At 69.2% G+C, this 16,546-nt stretch carries 13 protein-coding genes; 3 read left to right on the forward strand and 10 right to left on the reverse strand.

The window, feature by feature from the left end; all coding sequences use genetic code 11:
- Window positions 1-36 precede the first annotated feature (36 nt).
- The gene (locus tag ACWPKK_RS21115) at window positions 37-993 is read right to left on the reverse strand and encodes a helix-turn-helix transcriptional regulator (protein WP_452007944.1); all 957 of its coding nucleotides are present in this window, start codon (window positions 991-993) and stop codon (window positions 37-39) included.
- Window positions 994-1,289: 296 nt separating this feature from the next.
- A complete protein-coding gene (locus ACWPKK_RS21120) occupies window positions 1,290-1,946 on the reverse strand; it encodes a response regulator transcription factor (RefSeq protein WP_452007947.1) in 657 nt (218 codons plus the stop codon).
- Window positions 1,947-2,115: 169 nt separating this feature from the next.
- Here ACWPKK_RS21120 and ACWPKK_RS21125 point away from each other — a divergent pair, with 169 nt between their 5' ends.
- Both ACWPKK_RS21125 and ACWPKK_RS21130 read left to right on the forward strand, forming a co-directional pair.
- Window positions 2,116-2,649, forward strand: coding sequence for a response regulator transcription factor (locus tag ACWPKK_RS21125; RefSeq protein ID WP_452007949.1), 534 nt, complete (start codon window positions 2,116-2,118; stop codon window positions 2,647-2,649).
- A 113-nt stretch (window positions 2,650-2,762) separates the two neighbouring features.
- Window positions 2,763-7,856, forward strand: a complete 5,094-nt coding sequence (locus tag ACWPKK_RS21130; RefSeq protein WP_452007951.1) for a trifunctional serine/threonine-protein kinase/ATP-binding protein/sensor histidine kinase — start codon at window positions 2,763-2,765, stop codon at window positions 7,854-7,856.
- Between the two features lie 19 nt (window positions 7,857-7,875).
- On the opposite strand, the gene ACWPKK_RS21135 is transcribed toward ACWPKK_RS21130, so the two are convergent.
- The 7 genes from ACWPKK_RS21135 to ACWPKK_RS21165 all read right to left on the reverse strand — a co-directional run bounded on the left by ACWPKK_RS21135 (window position 7,876) and on the right by ACWPKK_RS21165 (window position 14,220).
- Window positions 7,876-8,682, reverse strand: a complete 807-nt coding sequence (locus tag ACWPKK_RS21135; RefSeq protein ID WP_452007953.1) for an alpha/beta fold hydrolase — start codon at window positions 8,680-8,682, stop codon at window positions 7,876-7,878.
- Between the two features lie 91 nt (window positions 8,683-8,773).
- On the reverse strand, window positions 8,774-9,286 hold the full coding sequence (copM, locus tag ACWPKK_RS21140) for a CopM family metallochaperone (protein WP_452007956.1): 513 nt from the start codon (window positions 9,284-9,286) through the stop codon (window positions 8,774-8,776).
- A 76-nt stretch (window positions 9,287-9,362) separates the two neighbouring features.
- On the reverse strand, window positions 9,363-10,349 hold the full coding sequence (locus ACWPKK_RS21145; RefSeq protein ID WP_452007958.1) for an alpha/beta hydrolase: 987 nt from the start codon (window positions 10,347-10,349) through the stop codon (window positions 9,363-9,365).
- A 17-nt stretch (window positions 10,350-10,366) separates the two neighbouring features.
- On the reverse strand, window positions 10,367-10,975 hold the full coding sequence (locus tag ACWPKK_RS21150) for a helix-turn-helix domain-containing protein (protein WP_452007960.1): 609 nt from the start codon (window positions 10,973-10,975) through the stop codon (window positions 10,367-10,369).
- Between the two features lie 256 nt (window positions 10,976-11,231).
- Window positions 11,232-11,600 carry an HPF/RaiA family ribosome-associated protein gene (locus tag ACWPKK_RS21155; protein WP_310115673.1) on the reverse strand — a complete coding sequence of 123 codons (369 nt, stop codon included), beginning with the start codon at window positions 11,598-11,600 and terminating at the stop codon, window positions 11,232-11,234.
- 197 nt (window positions 11,601-11,797) lie between these two features.
- On the reverse strand, window positions 11,798-12,886 hold the full coding sequence (locus tag ACWPKK_RS21160; protein WP_452007962.1) for a YeiH family protein: 1,089 nt from the start codon (window positions 12,884-12,886) through the stop codon (window positions 11,798-11,800).
- 116 nt (window positions 12,887-13,002) lie between these two features.
- Entirely contained in the window at window positions 13,003-14,220 is a 1,218-nt protein-coding gene (locus tag ACWPKK_RS21165) for an ATP-dependent DNA helicase (protein ID WP_452007965.1), read from the reverse strand.
- A gap of 183 nt (window positions 14,221-14,403) precedes the next feature.
- Here ACWPKK_RS21165 and ACWPKK_RS21170 point away from each other — a divergent pair, with 183 nt between their 5' ends.
- A complete protein-coding gene (locus tag ACWPKK_RS21170; RefSeq protein WP_452007968.1) occupies window positions 14,404-15,378 on the forward strand; it encodes an MBL fold metallo-hydrolase in 975 nt (324 codons plus the stop codon).
- Between the two features lie 35 nt (window positions 15,379-15,413).
- Here the strand turns inward: ACWPKK_RS21170 and ACWPKK_RS21175 are convergent, their stop codons facing one another.
- Complete coding sequence (locus ACWPKK_RS21175) at window positions 15,414-16,400, reverse strand: aldo/keto reductase (RefSeq protein WP_452007970.1); 987 nt, start codon at window positions 16,398-16,400, stop codon at window positions 15,414-15,416.
- Window positions 16,401-16,546: the final 146 nt, after the last annotated feature.

The following is a 16,546-nucleotide window of genomic DNA, read 5'->3' on the forward strand; positions in this document are numbered from 1 at the left end:
TCCCACCTCGATGAACTGCCCTGGCCGCGCAGCCCCTCAGGCGTTCGACGCCCCCGCCATCAGGCAGAGTGCGGGGGCTTTCGGCATCGCGTCGACCGCCGTATTGCGCTGCCGCCAGACGCGGGGGGAAACGCCGACGAGGCGGCTGAAGGTGCGGGTGAAATGGCTCTGGTCGGCGAAGCCGCAGGCCAGCGCCACGTCGGCCAGCGTCTGGGACCGGTCGCGCATCAGCGTCTTGGCATGGTCGATCCGCCGCTGCAGCAGCCACTGGTAGGGGGTGGTGTTGGCGGTGCGCCGGAAGGCGCGGACGAAATGGCCGACCGACAGCCGGCATTCGGCGGCGAGATCGGCCAGCCGGATTTCCCCGTCCAGATTGGCGGCGATCATCTCCTTCACCCGCTTTTCCTGCCAGGGCGCCAGCGTGCCGCCGCTCCTGACCTCGTTCATCCGGCCATAGGCGGTGACCAGATGGGTCGCCAGCGCCGAGCAGAGATGGTCGTGGAACAGCAGGCTGATCCGCTCCGGGAAGGCCAGCGCCGGCAGCATGGCGGACGCCAGTGCGGTGACCGTCGGGTCCTTCACCGGGCGGCTGGGCTCGATCGCCAGATCCTCCAGCCGGCTGCCGCGGACATCCGGACAGACGCTTTCCAGAAGCGAGCGGGGAAGATGGAAGGTCAGCGTGTCGAAGGCCGAATGCATATGGCAGTCGATGGTGCGGCGGTAATCGTGGATGGTGGTCAGCCCCGCGATGTTGGCGGGCTTTTCCACCAGCACGCCGTCGACCCAGACGTCGGATTGGAAGTTCGACAGGTGATGGCTCACCAGGAACGCATCCTCGGGCTCGGGACTGCTGAAGCGGCCGATGCCGCCGTTCTGGCAACGGACCCGTGCGACCCCCACCGTTCCGCGGGGCGACCGAAGGACCAGCACGTCGGGCTTTTCCGGGATCGGGACGTAGCGCAGGTGGAGATTGCTCTGAAAGGCCGTGGCCATGGGTGTCTCCGTGGGCTTGCGTGCAGGCTGCCGCTTCCGTCATCCGGAAGACCGGCGGGCGAGCCATGTCGGAACGGCCGGCTTGGCCCCCCGACTTGCCTGCACACAGGGTAGGCGCGGCCACATGCCGCACACCACTAGACACAGATAAACCGCGGCAGTGTTTAGGTAGAACGCCCCTAGACCTTGGTTTAGGTTCTCACCTGTTGGCGTAAACCATTCACTGGCACGACACTAAATTAGCAAAGAACGCGCAAGCGTCGTCAAGCGCCCGCGCGTGCCGGCCGGCTGCGAACTCAGCCGCGGTTTATGCCGAGCGCCTCGGCCAACCGCACGAGGTCGGCGACCGCCCGCACCCCCAGCTTCTTCATGAGGCTGGAGCGGTGGAGCTTCACGGTGATCTCGCTGATGCCCAACTCGGCCGCCACCTGCTTGTTCAGGAGGCCGCGGGTCACCCCGGCCATCACCTCCCTCTCCCGCGGGGTCAGGCTGTCGTAGCGGGCGCGGCCGTCGGCCAGGACCTGGTCCTGGCTGCGCCGTTCGCCGTCCCGCGTCAGCGCCGCCTCCACCGCGTCCAGCATTTCCTGGTCCCGGAAGGGCTTGGTCATGAAATCGAAGGCTCCCGCCTTCATCGCCTTGACCGACATCGGGATGTCGCCGTGGCCGGTGATGAAGATGATCGGCACGCGGATGCCGCGCGTGTTCAGCTGGGCCTGGAATTCCAGCCCGCTCATCCGCGGCATGCGGATGTCCATCACGATGCAGCAGGTCGCATCGGAGAACTGGGCGTCCATCACGTCCTGGGCCGAGGCGAACAGGCGGGTTTCCAGCCCGACAGAGCGGAACAGGCTGTCCAGCGACGAGCGCAGCAGCGGATCGTCGTCGACGATCAGCACGATCCTGCGGTCCGACGGGCTCTGCTCGGCCGGGCGGCCGGCCGTGGCGGGGTGCATGGTCTTCGGTCACTCGCTGTTGCGGCGGCTGGGTTCCGACGCACGGGCAACCGGCGATCCGGATCGCGTGCGACGGGTCCGCCCCATGATGAACCGCGCCCCCGCGCCCGGCACCTAACCTTTGGTATGGGGTGCCCCCACCCAAGGTTCGCAGCCGCCTCGTGGACGTATGGTTCTGCCGGCCGGCAAGGTCGCCCATATTGAAGGCAGCATCTCCCTTCGTCAGCAAGGCCGCCGCCATGAGCCCATCGGGCTGCCCATTCCCTTCCGCACCGGCCGCAGCCTCTCCGGCTGGGGACGCCGGCCGCTAGCCGCCATGGTTCCGGCCCCCGCCAGCGCGACCATCGCGATCGTCGAGGACGACCCCATCGTCCGCAACAGCCTGGGCAGCCTGATCCGCTCCTTCGGCTACCGCATCTCGCTGTTCGCCTGCGCCGAGGACTTCCTGGCCTCCCCGTCCGACGGCGTCGGCTGCCTGATCTCGGACATCACCATGCCGGGGATGAGCGGATTGGAGCTGCAGGTTGCCGTGAAGGTCCGGATGCCCGAGATGCCGGTCCTTCTGCTGACGGCGTTCCCCGACCCAAGAATCCGCGACCGGGCGATGGCATCAGGTGCCCGCATGTTCCTGGAGAAGCCCGTCGACCCCGACGACCTCCATGCCATCCTGCACCGGATCCTGGAGGACTCCGACAAGGCCTGACGCACAGCCCCTATCCCTTTCGGAGGAAGCCATAAGCCGTTTGGCGGTTATGCGGCCGCCGATGACTGATGTATCACCGGGCCGGGGCCCTTTCACGCAGCCAGCAAGGTCCGATGGCGTCCGGAATCGATCCTCTCCGGGACAGGGAAACACCTGCTCCCACCCGGCCCGCGGTACCGTCTGCGGAGTGGCTGGACGACGCCCGCCCCGAACTGCTGTCCACCGACGGGAACCGCAGCCTGCTGCGGCTGACCGGGGCCGATGGGGTCAGTTGGCTGGCCGCACGGGCCGGCTGGGCCAACGAGGCCGCCGGCCGGCAGATGGACCACGAGCTGAGCCTGAAACCCCTGCTGGACGGGGATTGGGCGCTGGTCCCGGTGGATTTGCGGCTGACCCGCGACGGACCGGCTCTGCTCTACCCGGACGATGGCGGGCTGCCCTTGTCCACCCTGCACAGGCCGCCCCTCATCCAGTTCCTGGAGGTCGCCGCCCAGGCCGCCGCGGCACTGGCCGAGGCCCACAGACGCCATCTGCTGCATGGCGCCCTGCATCCGCAGGCCCTGATCCTCGCCCCGGGTAGAAGGGTCCGCCTGACCGGATTCCAGGCGGGACAGGCATGCGGCGAGACCGGACGGCGGCCCACTGCCTACACCGCACCGGAAACCGCCGGACCGGAGGGGCAGCCAAGCGACGAGCGCAGCGACCTCTATGCGCTGGGCATCTTGCTGTTCGAACTGCTGGCAGGCCGCCTGCCGCTGACCGGCGAGTCCGCCGCGCAGTGGCTGCACGCCCATATGGCGGTGCGGCCCCCCTCCCCCGGCAGCCTGCGTCCGGACGTTCCGCCGATGGTGGACGCCCTGATCCTGAAGCTGATCGCCAAGTCGCCCGACGACCGATACCATAGCGCCGCTTCGCTGGCCGACGACCTGACGCGCTGCCTGCGGGACTGGTCCGCCCATCGGCACATTCCTTCCTTCGAACTGGCGCGGGCCGACCGCATCCGCCGGCTGGCGCTGCCCGACGCCCTGCTGGGACGGGAGGAGGAGCTCGGCCGGCTGGGCGATGCCTATGCCCGTGCCGCGGGGGGCGGACGGGGGCAGCTGGTCTTCATCGGCGGCGCCCCCGGATCGGGCAAGTCGGCGCTGGTCGCCGACTTCATGCGGCACCGGCTGCCGGCGGATGCCCGCATCGCCGCCGGCAAGACCGACCAGTATCAGCCGGCCGTTCCCTACGCCCCGGTGCTCCAGGCGTTGCGCCGGCTGGCGGCCGGGGTGGTCGCCGGTCCGCTGGAGGAACTGGAGGAGTTGCGCGCCGGTCTGGCCGAACGGCTGGACGGGCAGATGGCCCTGTTCCTCCACCTGCTGCCGGAATTCGAGCCGGTGACCGGAGCGGCCGGCCATACGCTGGACGATCCGTCGAGCCGGCAACCGCTGCGCATCCGCCGCATACTGACCGGTGTCCTGCAGGCCTTCGCCCGTCCCGGCGCGCCGGTCCTGCTGTTCCTGGACGACCTGCAATGGGCCGACGAGGCCACGCTGGACTTCATCCGCGCCATCGCCGACAGCCCGCCGCGGGGGCTGGTGGTGATCGCCGCCTACCGGGACACCAGCGCCGACATCCGGCCGGGTTTCCGCGGCTTCCTGTCGACCTTGCGGGATGGCGCCACGGCCCCTGCATGGATCGCCCTGCCGCCGATCGGCCCGCAGGCCACCGCCGCCCTGGTCGCCGCGGTGCTGGACGAACCGGTCGACCGGGCGGAGGACCTGCTGCGGCTGATCGGCGAGAAGACCGGCGGCAACCCGCTGCACATCCTGCAGCTTCTCCGCACGCTGGCGGATGACGGGACGCTGCGCCACGACGCCGGCCGCTCGGCCTGGACATGGACGGAGGGCACGACGGCCCTGCTGCCGGGCGGCGATACGGTCACCGACCTGCTGGTCGTCCGCCTGCGCCGGTTGCCGGCCGCCAGCCGGAACGCGGTGCGGCTGCTGGCCTGTGTCGGAAACGGCGCCGACGAGCGGCTGCTCGCATCGGTCGCCGGCCTGCCGCCCGCCGCGGTGCAGGCAGCACTCGCGCCCGCGGCAGCGGCCGGGCTGGTGCTGCACGGGGAATCCTGCGGATGGGTGCTGGTGCATGACCGCGTGCAGGAGGCCGCCTATGGGCTGACGCCGGAAGCGGACCGCCCGGCACAGCATGCGGTGATCGCCTCGGCCATGCTGGATCTGTGGCCCGACCGCGGTCCGGAGGAGCTGTTCAGGATCGCCGCGCAGATCGAGCTGTCGTTCGGTGCCCCGCTGTGCGCCGAACGGGCCGAAGATTTCGCCGGCACCCTGATCGACGCGGCGGGTCAGGCGGTGGCCGCCGCGGCGCGCGGCCGGGCGCTGACCTATCTGGCAGGATCCGACCGCATCCTGGGGGAGGAGCGCTGGACCCGCTCCTACCCGCTGGCTTGGCGGGCGGCGGTGCTGACCGCCGAATGCCTGCTGGCGAGCGGCGATGCAGTGGGGGCGGACCGCGCCATCGAAGCGCTGTTCCGCCATGCCGACGGCGCCATCGACGGCGCGGAGGCGTATCGGCTGAAGGCCGCGCGGCTGACGGTGGCGTCGGATTTCCGCGGCGCGGTGCGGGTGGCGCTGGAGGGATTGGCGCTGCTGGGGATCGAGCTGCCCGCCGAACCGCCGCCGGGGGCGGTCGCCGCCGCCTACGACGAGATCAGGCGCCTACTGGACGGCCGGCCGGTCTCGGCCCTGGCCGACCTGCCGGCGATGGACGATCCGCGGATGGAAGCCGCCATGGCGCTGCTGACGGCGCTGGAGGCGGCCTTCTTCTACAAGTCCGGGGACCTGCTGCATCTTCATTTCGCCAGGATGGTGGAGCTGACGCTGAAGCATGGCGTGACCGCCGCCTCGGCCCAGGGAATCGCATGGTTCGGCGTCTCCCTCGCGACCGTCTTCGACAAATATGAGGAGGGGTTCGCCTGCGCCTCCGCCGCGCTGGAGATGGTGGACCGCCACGGTTTCGAGCGCTACCGCACCCCGGTGCTGGTGGCGCTGGATCAGGTCAGCCCCTGGACGCAGCCGCTGTCCTACGGCCTTGCCCATGTGCGCGAGGCGAAGAGGGTCGGACACCGGAGCGCCGAGCTGCGCATGCTCTGCTACAGCTGCAACCACATCGTTTCCGACCTGCTGGCGATGGGGGAGCGGCTGTCCGTGGTGCGGGAGGAGACCGACCCGCTGATCGCCATCGCGCGGGACGCGGGGTTCGACGACATCGTCGATCTGATGTCGACCCAGCGGGAATACGTGCTGTCGCTGCAGGAGGACGCCGGCCAGACGGTGGGTGCCTGGGAGGCGGCCTTCCTCGACCCCGTGACGGCACCGGGCCGCACGCCGATGTCGGCGCTGTATTTCTGGACTTGGCAGCTACGCGGACAAGCTGCCCTGTACCACCGCGACTTCGTCCTGGCGCGGGCCAACCTGACGCCGGCTTTCGGCATGACCTGGGCGGTGCATCACCATATCTCGGTCGGCGAGCTGACCTTCTACAACGCCGTGCTGCACACCCAGGATTCCGGGACGGATCCCGCGGCGGCACGGGACGAGGTGGCGCACTGCCGCCGGCGGCTGGCCCTGTGGGCCGGCATCAATCCGCTGACCTTCCGGAACAAGCTGGCCCTGGTCGATGCGGAGTTGGCGCGGCTGGACGGCCGCGACGTCGAGGCGATGCGGCTCTACGACGACTCCGCGGCGGCCGCCGCCGCCGCCGGCTTTTCCCACGAACAGGCACTGGCCCACGAACTGGCCGGCCGCCATGCCCGGTCGCTGCAGCTTGGCTATGCCGCCCGCGACCAGTTGAGGCTGGCGGCGGCCACCTACCGGCGCTGGGGGGCGCTGGCCAAGGTGAAGGGGCTGGAGGCGGAATTCCCCTTCCTGGCCGCCGACGGCCCCGCCGATGCCCGCCAGGGCATCGAGGATCTGGATATGGAATTGGTGCTGAAGACGGCCCATGCCCTGTCGGAAGAGATTCTGTTGGACCGGCTGGTCGAACGGCTGATGGTCGCCATGATCGTCCATGCCGGCGCCCGGCGCGGCGCCCTGCTGCTGATACGCGGGGACGAGCCATGGGTGGAGGCGACCGCGACCGTGGTCGACAGCGACATCGTGGTCAGGCTGGCCGACGACGTGCCGGCGGAGGATCAGGTGCCGGCCGCCGTCCTGCACACCGTGCTGCGCACCCGGCGGACGCTCTCCTCCGGCGATGCGGCGGCGGTAGGCGGGAAGGCGGGTTCCTTCCTCTGCCAGCCGCTGATCAAGCAGGGGCGGCTGGTCGGCGTCCTTTATCTGGAAAACGACCTCGCGCTGGACGTCTTCACCCCGCGCAAGGCGGCGATGCTGGAGGTGCTGGCCCCGCAGGCGGCCAACGCGCTGGAGGCGGCCCGGCTCTACACCGACCTGATGCTGGAGAACCGCCGCCGCCAGGAGATGGAGGCGGCCCTTCGCGTCGCGCGCGCCGATCTGGCGCGGGCAAGCCATCTGACGGTCATGGGGGAACTGGCGGCTTCCATCACGCACGAGATCAGCCAGCCGCTCGCCGGGATCGTCGCCAGCGCCGGGGCCAGCTTGCGCTGGCTGAAAGCCCCCACCCCCGACGTGGCGGAGGCCCTGTCGAACCTGGAGGACATCCGCACCGCCGGCCTGCGCGTCGCCGACATCCTGCGCGCGCTGCGGTCGCTCGCGAAGCAGGCCCCCTTGGTGCTGGAACCGCTGTCCGTCGATCCCCTGGTGGAGGAGGTGCTGACCCTGACCGCCGACGAGATCGGCAAGCGCGGCGTCCGCCTGACCGCCGATCTCCGCAGCGGCGGCGTCCAGGTCCGGGGTGACCGCACCCAGCTGCAGCAGGTGGTGCTGAACCTCGTCACCAACGCGCTGGATTCGATGGCCGGCCATGGCGGACAGCGCGAGCTTCTGGTGCAAAGCCGGGTGGCGGACGGCCTGCTCGCGGTCAGCGTCGGCGACACCGGCAGCGGCATTTCCCCCGGCATCCTGGCGCGGATCTTCGATCCCTTCTTCACCACCAAGGACAGCGGCATGGGAATGGGGCTGTCCATCTGCCGTTCGGTCATGTCCGCCCATGGCGGGACGCTGTCGGCGGACAGTGACGGCAACGGCAGCCGGTTCACCTTCACCCTGCCCATTGGAATGGAGTGACGGCCCCGGCCGGCGGACCTTACGGCAGGTGGCGGTTCAGCGCGTCGATCACCGTCCCGGGGGCCGACATGTGGGGCAGATGCCCCGACGCGTCGAGCACCTCGAGGACACTGCCGGCCAGATGGTCGCGCAGATACTCCGCCGCTTCCCGAGGGACCGCGGAGTCCTCGCGGGTCTGGAGGACGACCGCCGGCACCGTCACCTCGGGCAGGCGGCTGCGGAGGTCGCTCTGCAGAATGGTCAGCAGCAGCGACAGGGCCATGTCCGGACGCATCGCCTGCAAGGTGGCGACGAATTCGCGCACGGTCGGATCCTCCGCCGGGGCGGACACGACCATCTGTCCGAACCTTGCGGTCCAGCGCAGGTAATCGCGGGTGGCGCTGTCGATCAGGCGGTCTATGTCCGCACGCTCGAACCCGCCGCGATAGCTGCCGATGTTGCGGTAGCTGGCCGAAGCTCCCAGCAGGATCAGCTTGCGGAACAGGCGGGGGGCCTTGACCGAGGCGAGCGCCACCACAATGCCCGCGACCGAATGGCCGACGCAGACGCAGCGCTCCACCTTGAGGGCGCCGAGAACCGCGACGACGTCGCGGGCATAGGCGTCCAGCGTGCCGTAGCGGGCATGGTCGTAGTGGATCTGATTGGCCGGCCCGACCCCTGCCAGATCGAACGACAGGATGCGGTAGCGGTCCTTGAAGGCATCCACGACATGGCGCCAAGCCGACTGTTCGGTGCCGAAGCCGGGAATGAGGACGAGCGTCTCATCCCCCGACCCGACGAGGGTGGCGTTATGCCGCTCCAGAATGATGCTGGCGCTTTCGATCATTTTCCGGGGGGCCTGCTTAAAACAATAGCAGATGCAACCATAATGTGCATCGCACGCGCAAGCAGGAACATCCGGTCAGGCGGGATTCACATCATTTCGGCGTCTTCGCGGCAGCCCCTTCATTCTGTGCCGGCTTGGCCGGACGCCGCTTCAGCCAATCCTGCAGTTGCGCGATCTCCCTGGTCTGGTCGTCGACGATCTTCTGGGCCAAGGCCCGGAGTTCCGGATCCTTGCCGTATTGCAGCTGGACCTTCGCCATGTCGATGGCTCCCCGGTGGTGGGACAGCATCATGCGCGCGAAGTCCTGGTCGGCATCGCCGGTCATCGGCTTTCGCATGTCGCGGTTCATCTTGCGCATGCCGTCCATGTAGGCTTGCGAGGCCGGATCCCGGGTCAACTGGTCCTGCGGCAGGTGATCGGAGGGCATGGCATCACCCCGGGCGTGGTCCTGGGCGTGCCCCTGCATCCGGTCATGCCCCGGCATCGCGGCGGAGCCCGGCTGGTTGGCGGACGGATTGGCGGGCTGGGCCAGGGCGGTGCCGGCGATCAGGGCCAGCGCCGCAACGCAAGGCGCGAGGATGCGGCGGCATCGGGTGGTCGTCATGGTCTGCTCTCCCTTGGCATCGACGCCCCCTAAGTGCGGGCGCCTGGAGCAGACAACAGCCCACCCGATCGGTGGTTCACCGCAGCAGGTGGCGGCGAACCTCCCCGGCGGCCAGGACCACCGCCGCTTCCGCCGTCCGGACATGGCGGGTCATGCTGGCGAAGGAATGGGGAAGCGTGTCGTGCAGCACCAGACGGTGCGGAATCCGCGCCATCTCCAGCCGCTGGGCAAGGCGCAGGCTGTCGTCGCGCAGACAGTCCAGCCCGGCCGCCACCACATGCAGCGGCGGCAGCCCCTGCAGCTCGGCAAGCAGCGGGGCGGCGGCCGGATCGCGGGTGATCCCGCCATGGCCGAGATATTGCCGCCAGTACCAGCGCATCCGCTCCGTCGTCAGGCCATAGCGCCCGCCGCCGAACAGCCGGTGCGACTCCGTATCGAAGTCATGGGCGAACATGCCGTAGAACAGCATGCCGAAGGACAGCGGCGGTCCGGGCTCGTTCCGTGCATCGAGCGCCAGACCGAGCGCCAGGTTGGCCCCCGCCGAGTCGCCGCCGACGGCGATCCGCTCCGGGTCCAGCCCATGGCCGGCGCCATGCCTCACCACCCAGCGCAGGGCGGCCAGCGCTTCATCCCGCTGATGGGGGAAGCGCCGCTCCGGGGCAAGGCTGTAGGCGACGGCGCAGACCGCCGCACCGCTGTGCCGGGCCAGAAGCCGCAGCAGCCGGTCATGGGTGTCGACGGAGTTCAGGACGAAGCCCCCGCCATGGAAGTAGATCAGCACCGGCAGGGGATGGCCGCCCGTATGATCGTCGTCGGCCGGCGGCCGGATCAGACGCAGGCGCAGCGGACCGGCGGGGCCGGCTGCCTCGACCTCCCGCACATCGGCAGGCAGTGCCGGGCCGTTGAGGAAGAGGTGGTAGCGCTCCGCCGCGTCGCGCACCTCGGCCAGCGGCAGGCGCAGCGGATCGGCCGGCACCAGTCCGGCGCGGGCGGCCAGTTCGCCCAGTGCGGCAACCTGGGGGTCGAGCAGATCGCGGTGAAGCGGCAGGAGGGTATCCGGCATCCGAGATCTCCCCATGCTCAGAGGATGTAGGACATCACGAGATACAGCACCGCCTCGCCGTCGCCGGCATTGCGGTAGCGATGGGGAACGTCGGCCTCGAACAGGATCGAGTCGCCCTCTTCAAGCCGATGCTCGCCATCGGCGGTGGTGACCTCGACCCGGCCGCGGCCGACCAGGATGTTCTCGACCGTGCCCGGGGAATGGCCGTCGGAGGACTCGTCGGCACCCGGCGACAGGCGAAGCTCATAGAATTCCACCTGCCGCTCTCCCTTGAGCGGGAACAGCGCGCGCGAGGTGAAGCGGCCGTCGCGGGAGGTCAGGCTGCGCTGCTCGGCCCGCCGTATCACCGTGGTCCCGGCATCGCCGCCGGTGCTGAGCAGGCTGGAAAAGGACAGGTCCAGCGCCTTGGCGACCGTCCACAAGGTGCCGATGTCCGGGCGCTGGCGCCCCTCCTCGATGGCCGCCAGCAGCGCCGGATCCGTTCCGGACAATTGCGCCAGCCCATCCACCGACAGGCCCTGGCGTCGGCGGAAGCCGCGCAGATTCTCGCCGATCACGCCGACCAATTGATCGACCGAGGCCTGGGGGGAAGCGGGGGCAGGGGCGGAGGTGGTGCCGATCGTCATGGATCCATGCTCCTGCAACGGGATGACCGGGGCGATGCGGACCGCGCCCGACGGGGGTCTGGAGGATTGAACACCAGGAATGGCTATTCATCAAGTAGGATTTTGATTTGCGCTGTGTTGTTTAATCGCCTTTTCCAAATATTATACACTATAATCTTGTCAAAATAGCCTAAACAGCAAAAACGCCACGCCCGTCCGGGATGGTCGGACGGGCGTGGCGCTGGGCGGATAGACGCGGAAATGCCGGACGGGTCGCTTACGACAAGGCGGCGTCGGGCGCCGGAGTATGGGACTTCACCTCGTGCCGGTGCCGCTCGGCGAAGCGTTCCAGGACACGGCGGGCGGCGTCGAAGGCATCGCGGATGGCCGCATCGGCGGTTTCGTGGCCATGGCCGCCGGACTTGTCGCTGTGGACGACCAGTTCCTCTCCGGGGACGGTCAGGGCGATCTGGACGGTGAACTGCTTGCCCTGATGCTGGTGGCGGTGGGGAACCTCGAAGACCACGCGCTTGGCCAGGATGCGACCGAAGAAACGGTCGAGCTTTTCGGCATGCTCGCGGATCAGATGCTCCAGGGCGGGAGACGGGTCGATGTTGCGGAAGGCGATCTGCAACGGTTGACGCATGACCAAACTCCTTGTTCGGCGCGCGGAATGGACCTGAACGGCCGCTCTCCCGCGGGGCCCGGCGCGACCTCCGGTGCCGCAGAAGGGGCTCGGGGGTGGCGGGGACTTGATGAGGTCAGGATCGCACACCGGCAGATTCACGCATTAATCTGGGTCAATGCGGCCTTCGATTGCCGGATGTAGAATCCCGCCCGTTTTCAGGCCAGGCCGATCACATGGATCAGGCCGAGGCTGACCGCGCCCAGCATCAGAAGGGACAGGACGACCGCCGCGGTCACCCGCCCACCCGCCCGCGCCACCGTCCGCACATCGACCCCCAGCCCGAGCGCCGCCATCGACACCACGGTCAGCAGGGTCGCCGCATGCCCCATCGGCACCAGGGCGGCCTGCGGAATGAGGTCGAGGGAGCGCAGGGCGATCATCGCCAGGAAGCCCTGGATGAACCACGGCACCAGATGATGGACCGGCGGTGCGGCCGGATGCGAAGCGCCGGGCACATCGCCGTTCAGCCGGGGCGCCAGCAGCGACAGAATCAGGCAGACAGGCCCCAGCATCAGCACGCGCACCAGCTTCACCAGCGTGCCGACCTGCACCGCCGTGGTGCCCAGTGGGGCGGCGGCGGCGATCACCTGCGGCACGGCATAGACGGTCAGCCCCGCCAGCGCGCCATACTGCACCCCGCTCAGCTGCAGACCCAGGCCGATCAGGGGCAGGCCAAGCACCACGGCCACCCCCAGCACTGCGGTGAAGGCGATGGAGGCGGCGACGTCCTCGCTGTCCGCATCGATCACCGGCGCCACCGCGGCGATGGCCGAATTGCCGCAGATGGCATTGCCGCAGGCGACCAGCAGCGCCATGCGCGGAGGCAGGCCGAGCAGCCGCCCGATCCCGAACCCCGCCGCAACCGCCACCGCCACCACGGCGGCGATGCCCAGCAGAAGCGCCGGTCCCGCCGCCAGGATGGTGGCGGCGCTGACCGTTGCGCCGAGCAGCACGACCGCCACCTCCAGCAGGATCTTGGCCGAGAAGGCGATGCCCGGCCGCCACAGCGCGGGCGGCGTCCACATCGTGCGCAGCGCGGTTCCGATCAGGATCGCCAGCACCAGCGCCTCGATCCACGCTTCGCCGAAAAGCCGCGCCTCCCCCCAGACGGCAACGAAGGCCAGCGCCGTGACCGCGGCGCACAGGGCGACGCCGGGCACAACGGCGCGGATATGGGTGCGGATATTGGCGAGGACGGGCTGTCCCGGCACCGGCCTCGCGGGTGCCACGGCGTCTGGGGGCATGGAACGGGTCTCCAAAGGCGGTGCGGCGGGAGGCGGTGCCGCTCCGATCCAGGGAGTATGGAGACCGTGATCGATCACATCCAACGCAAAGACCTGATGCGTTCGATCACTTCAATTTATCGAGCGCTCGCTCGGTCCGGCAGGCAGTCGTCGAAATCCGGCAGCTGCCACGGTCCGCCAAGCGCGGCATTGCGCAGCAGAAGCACCAGTTCGTCGCGCGACCGGGTGACGGCGGTGTAGAGCCAGCGCCAGCGGTGCTCCCGGAAGGCGGCCGAGTCGTCCACCACCGTGACCGACGGGAATTCCGACCCCTGGGCAGCATGGCAGGTGATCAGCCAAGCCCAATCATAGACCTGGATGTCCTTGCCCACCCGCGGCTGGACCATGCCCTCGGCATAATGGGCCTGGAACATCCAGGGATGGACCATCAGCTTGCCGCGGGACCGCACCTCGTCCTCCATCTGCACGCCCAGCGACCACAGGCCGGCGTCGCGCCCCTGGGCCTCGGCCGCGGGACGGGTCAGCGAGCCGATCATCCCGTTATAGAGCCCCTCGTCCTTCTGGTTGCGCCGGCAGATGACGCGCTCCCCCGTCTGCGGCATCACCGATTCATGGCCGAGCAGCGAGCGCATCCGCTTGGTGTAGGTGGTGCGGACGCGGTGAGTGCCGCAGATCGCCTGCGACGAGGGACGCATCACCAGGGACTGGGTGCTGCGTTCCAGCGGCAGGACATGGACCTTGCCGACGGCACCGAAGCGGCGGGGCATCTCCTGCCGGCGCAGCAGGTGGGCGAGCCGGATCACGGGACTTTCCCGCGCGGTGCGGTGCGGCTCGGTCAGGCGGAAATCCGGCTCGCCGCTGGTGAACAGCCCCTGGCCGGAGACCGGCGGCAGCTGATAGTCGTCGGCGATCACCAGGATCTTCTTTTCCGTCCGCAGAAGGTCGCGGGCCACGTCGTCGCCGATCATCGACCCTTCGTCGCAAACGATCAGGTCGGCATCGGCCATCGGCCCGTCGCTGCGGCGGGCGAAGAACAGCTCGCCGGTGTCGCCGTCCTTGCGCGGGGCGTAGAGCAGCGAGTGCAGGGTCGCCGCCCCTTCGATCCCCTTCTGGCGCAGGACCTGCGCGGCCTTGCCGGTCGGCGCGCCGACCACATAATCCCTCAGCCGACGGCGTTCCTGCAGATGCTCCAGCACGAAGGCGGTGGTCTTGCTCTTCCCCGTTCCCGCCTCTCCGGCAAGCCAGAAGACCTGCGGCGCCTGATCGTCCATGTACCATGCATCGATCGCCTGGATCGCGCGGTGCTGCTCGTCGGTCGGCGTATCGGATTGCATTGGGTCCAAACCGGGATCAAACCATGAATCAAGGCGGCACAGTAGCCTGCCCACCCGCCAGCGGTCCAGTGGCGATCCGCCTTCGGAGCGATTTGCGGCACTCCCCCTTTCAAGCATGGCCCAGGCTGCGCAAATGTTGATGTCCCAGGCCGTCACCGCCACGACACGGAGGATCCGTCCCGCATGCGCAATCCCTACTGGCAAGGACCCGTCTCCTCGAACTTCGATGGGGTGCGCTTCTTCAATCCGGGAGAGCCGGACACCGACCGCTCGCTGCGCCAGCTGCTGCGCTGGCAGTTCGGCCGCCGGAAGGTCGAATGGCCGGGCGAGGTGCCGGTCACTCCGGCGGTGCCGGAACCGAAGGCCGACGCGTTGCGCGTGACGGTGGTGGGGCATGCGACCGCGCTGATCCAGGCGCCGGGGCTGAACATCCTGACCGATCCGGTCTGGTCGGAGCGCGCGAGCCCGGTGCGGTTCGCCGGGCCGAAGCGGGCGACGGCGCCGGGCATCCGGTTCGACAACCTGCCGAGGATCGACGCCGTCCTGCTGTCGCACAACCATTACGACCATATGGACATCGACACCCTGCGGCGGCTGCATGAGCGCGACCGGCCGCTGGTCGTCACGCCGCTCGGCAACGACACCATCCTGCACAGGCATATTCCCGGAATAAGGACTGCGGTTGGCGACTGGTGGAGCCGGTTCGAGCTTGCCGCAGGCGCGGAGGTCCACATCGTTCCGGCCAACCACTGGTCGTCGCGGACGGTGCGCGACCGGCGAATGGCGCTGTGGGGCGGCTTCTTCCTGCGCATGCCGGCCGGCACACTCTATTTCGCAGGCGACACCGGCTATGGCACCGGGGCGGCCTTCAAGGCGATCCACCGGCGGCTGGGCGGCTGCGACCTCGCGCTGATCCCCATCGGCGCCTACGATCCGCGTTGGTTCATGTCCGCCCAGCATTGCGACCCGGAAGAAGCGGTGCGGATCATGTTGGATGTCGGGGCGCGGAAGGCCGTCGGCATTCATTGGGGCACTTTCGCCCTGACCGACGAGGCGCGCGAGGAACCGCCCGAGCGGCTGCGCGCCACGCTGGCGGACCATGGCATCGAGTCTGGCCGGTTCGAGGCGGCCTTCCCAGGAATGGTGGTGAGCGCCTGACGGGCCGGCGCTCACCCGCCCCCATCAAGCCGCCATCAAGCCGGCGTCGGCGCCTGTTCCGGCAGCACGCCCGACGCCTTCAGCTCCCGCCAGAAATCGGCGGGGATCGGCTGCGCCATCAGTTGGACGTTCTCGTGCACCCGCGACGGGGTCTTGGTGCCGGGAATGACCGAGGCGACGACGGGATGGGCGGCGCAGAACTGCAGGGCCGCCGCGCGCAGATCGACGCCATGGCGGCCGGCGATCTCCGCCAGACGGTCGCGGGCGGCGACCTTGTCGGATGACGCCTCCTGATACTCGAAGGTCTTGCCGCCGGCGATGATGCCGGAATTGTATGGGCCGCCGACCACCACATGCACGCCGCGCTCCCCGCAGCGCGGGAACAGCTCGTCGAGCGCCGGTTGGTTCAGCAGGCTGTAGCGGCCGGCCAGCAGGAAGACGTCCGGATCGGCGCGCTCCAGCGCCATGACGCAGGGCTCCACCCGGTTGACGCCCAGGCCCCAGGCGCGGATCACCCCTTCCTCGCGCAGCCGGGTGAGCGCCACGGCGGCCCCCTTCATGGCGGTGTCGAAGACCTCCAGCCAGCGGTCGCCATGCGCGTCCTCGGCGCAGTCGTGGATATAGGCGATGTCGATCCGCGCCATGCCCAGCCGCTGCAGGCTGTCCTCGATCGACCGGCGGACGCCATCGACGGTGTAGTCGTAATCGACGCGGAAGGGCAGGCCCTTCACGAAGGGACCGTGCCGCCCGCCCTTGCTCTGGTCCGCGCGGAGCAGCCGCCCGACCTTGGTGGACAGCACGAACTGGTCGCGCGGGCGGTTGCGCAGGACATGGCCGAACCGGTGTTCCGAAATGCCGGGACCATATTCGGGAGCGGTGTCGAAATAGCGGATGCCGGCGTCCCAGGCGGCGTCGAGCGTGGCTTCGGCGATATCGTCCGCCACCTCCTCGAACATGTTGCCCAGGGGAGCGCCACCGAAGCCGAGCGGGCCGGGCGGAGCGAAATGCGCGCTGTCTGGCATGGGAACCCTCATCATATCCGGCGCCCTTGCCGCTGGGCGGGGCGCCGATGCCTTTGGTTGCCCACCTTCAACACCGCTTTTTGGAAGGCCGTTCCGCCTGCGCTTGAACACCGTTTTGCCGACGACCAGCTTGGTTAGGGTAATGC

It is taken from the genome of Azospirillum largimobile (assembly GCF_977007025.2).

Bases quoted from the DNA above. Each gene is read 5' to 3' on its own strand.
- ACWPKK_RS21115 (WP_452007944.1), bottom strand. From the start codon at position 993: ATGGCCACGGCCTTTCAGAGCAATCTCCACCTGCGCTACGTCCCGATC.
- ACWPKK_RS21120 (WP_452007947.1), bottom strand. From the start codon at position 1,946: ATGCACCCCGCCACGGCCGGCCGCCCGGCCGAGCAGAGCCCGTCGGAC.
- ACWPKK_RS21125 (WP_452007949.1), top strand. From the start codon at position 2,116: ATGGTTCTGCCGGCCGGCAAGGTCGCCCATATTGAAGGCAGCATCTCC.
- ACWPKK_RS21130 (WP_452007951.1), top strand. From the start codon at position 2,763: ATGGCGTCCGGAATCGATCCTCTCCGGGACAGGGAAACACCTGCTCCC.
- ACWPKK_RS21135 (WP_452007953.1), bottom strand. From the start codon at position 8,682: ATGATCGAAAGCGCCAGCATCATTCTGGAGCGGCATAACGCCACCCTC.
- copM (WP_452007956.1), bottom strand. From the start codon at position 9,286: ATGACGACCACCCGATGCCGCCGCATCCTCGCGCCTTGCGTTGCGGCG.
- ACWPKK_RS21145 (WP_452007958.1), bottom strand. From the start codon at position 10,349: ATGCCGGATACCCTCCTGCCGCTTCACCGCGATCTGCTCGACCCCCAG.
- ACWPKK_RS21150 (WP_452007960.1), bottom strand. From the start codon at position 10,975: ATGACGATCGGCACCACCTCCGCCCCTGCCCCCGCTTCCCCCCAGGCC.
- ACWPKK_RS21155 (WP_310115673.1), bottom strand. From the start codon at position 11,600: ATGCGTCAACCGTTGCAGATCGCCTTCCGCAACATCGACCCGTCTCCC.
- ACWPKK_RS21160 (WP_452007962.1), bottom strand. From the start codon at position 12,886: ATGCCCCCAGACGCCGTGGCACCCGCGAGGCCGGTGCCGGGACAGCCC.
- ACWPKK_RS21165 (WP_452007965.1), bottom strand. From the start codon at position 14,220: ATGCAATCCGATACGCCGACCGACGAGCAGCACCGCGCGATCCAGGCG.
- ACWPKK_RS21170 (WP_452007968.1), top strand. From the start codon at position 14,404: ATGCGCAATCCCTACTGGCAAGGACCCGTCTCCTCGAACTTCGATGGG.
- ACWPKK_RS21175 (WP_452007970.1), bottom strand. From the start codon at position 16,400: ATGCCAGACAGCGCGCATTTCGCTCCGCCCGGCCCGCTCGGCTTCGGT.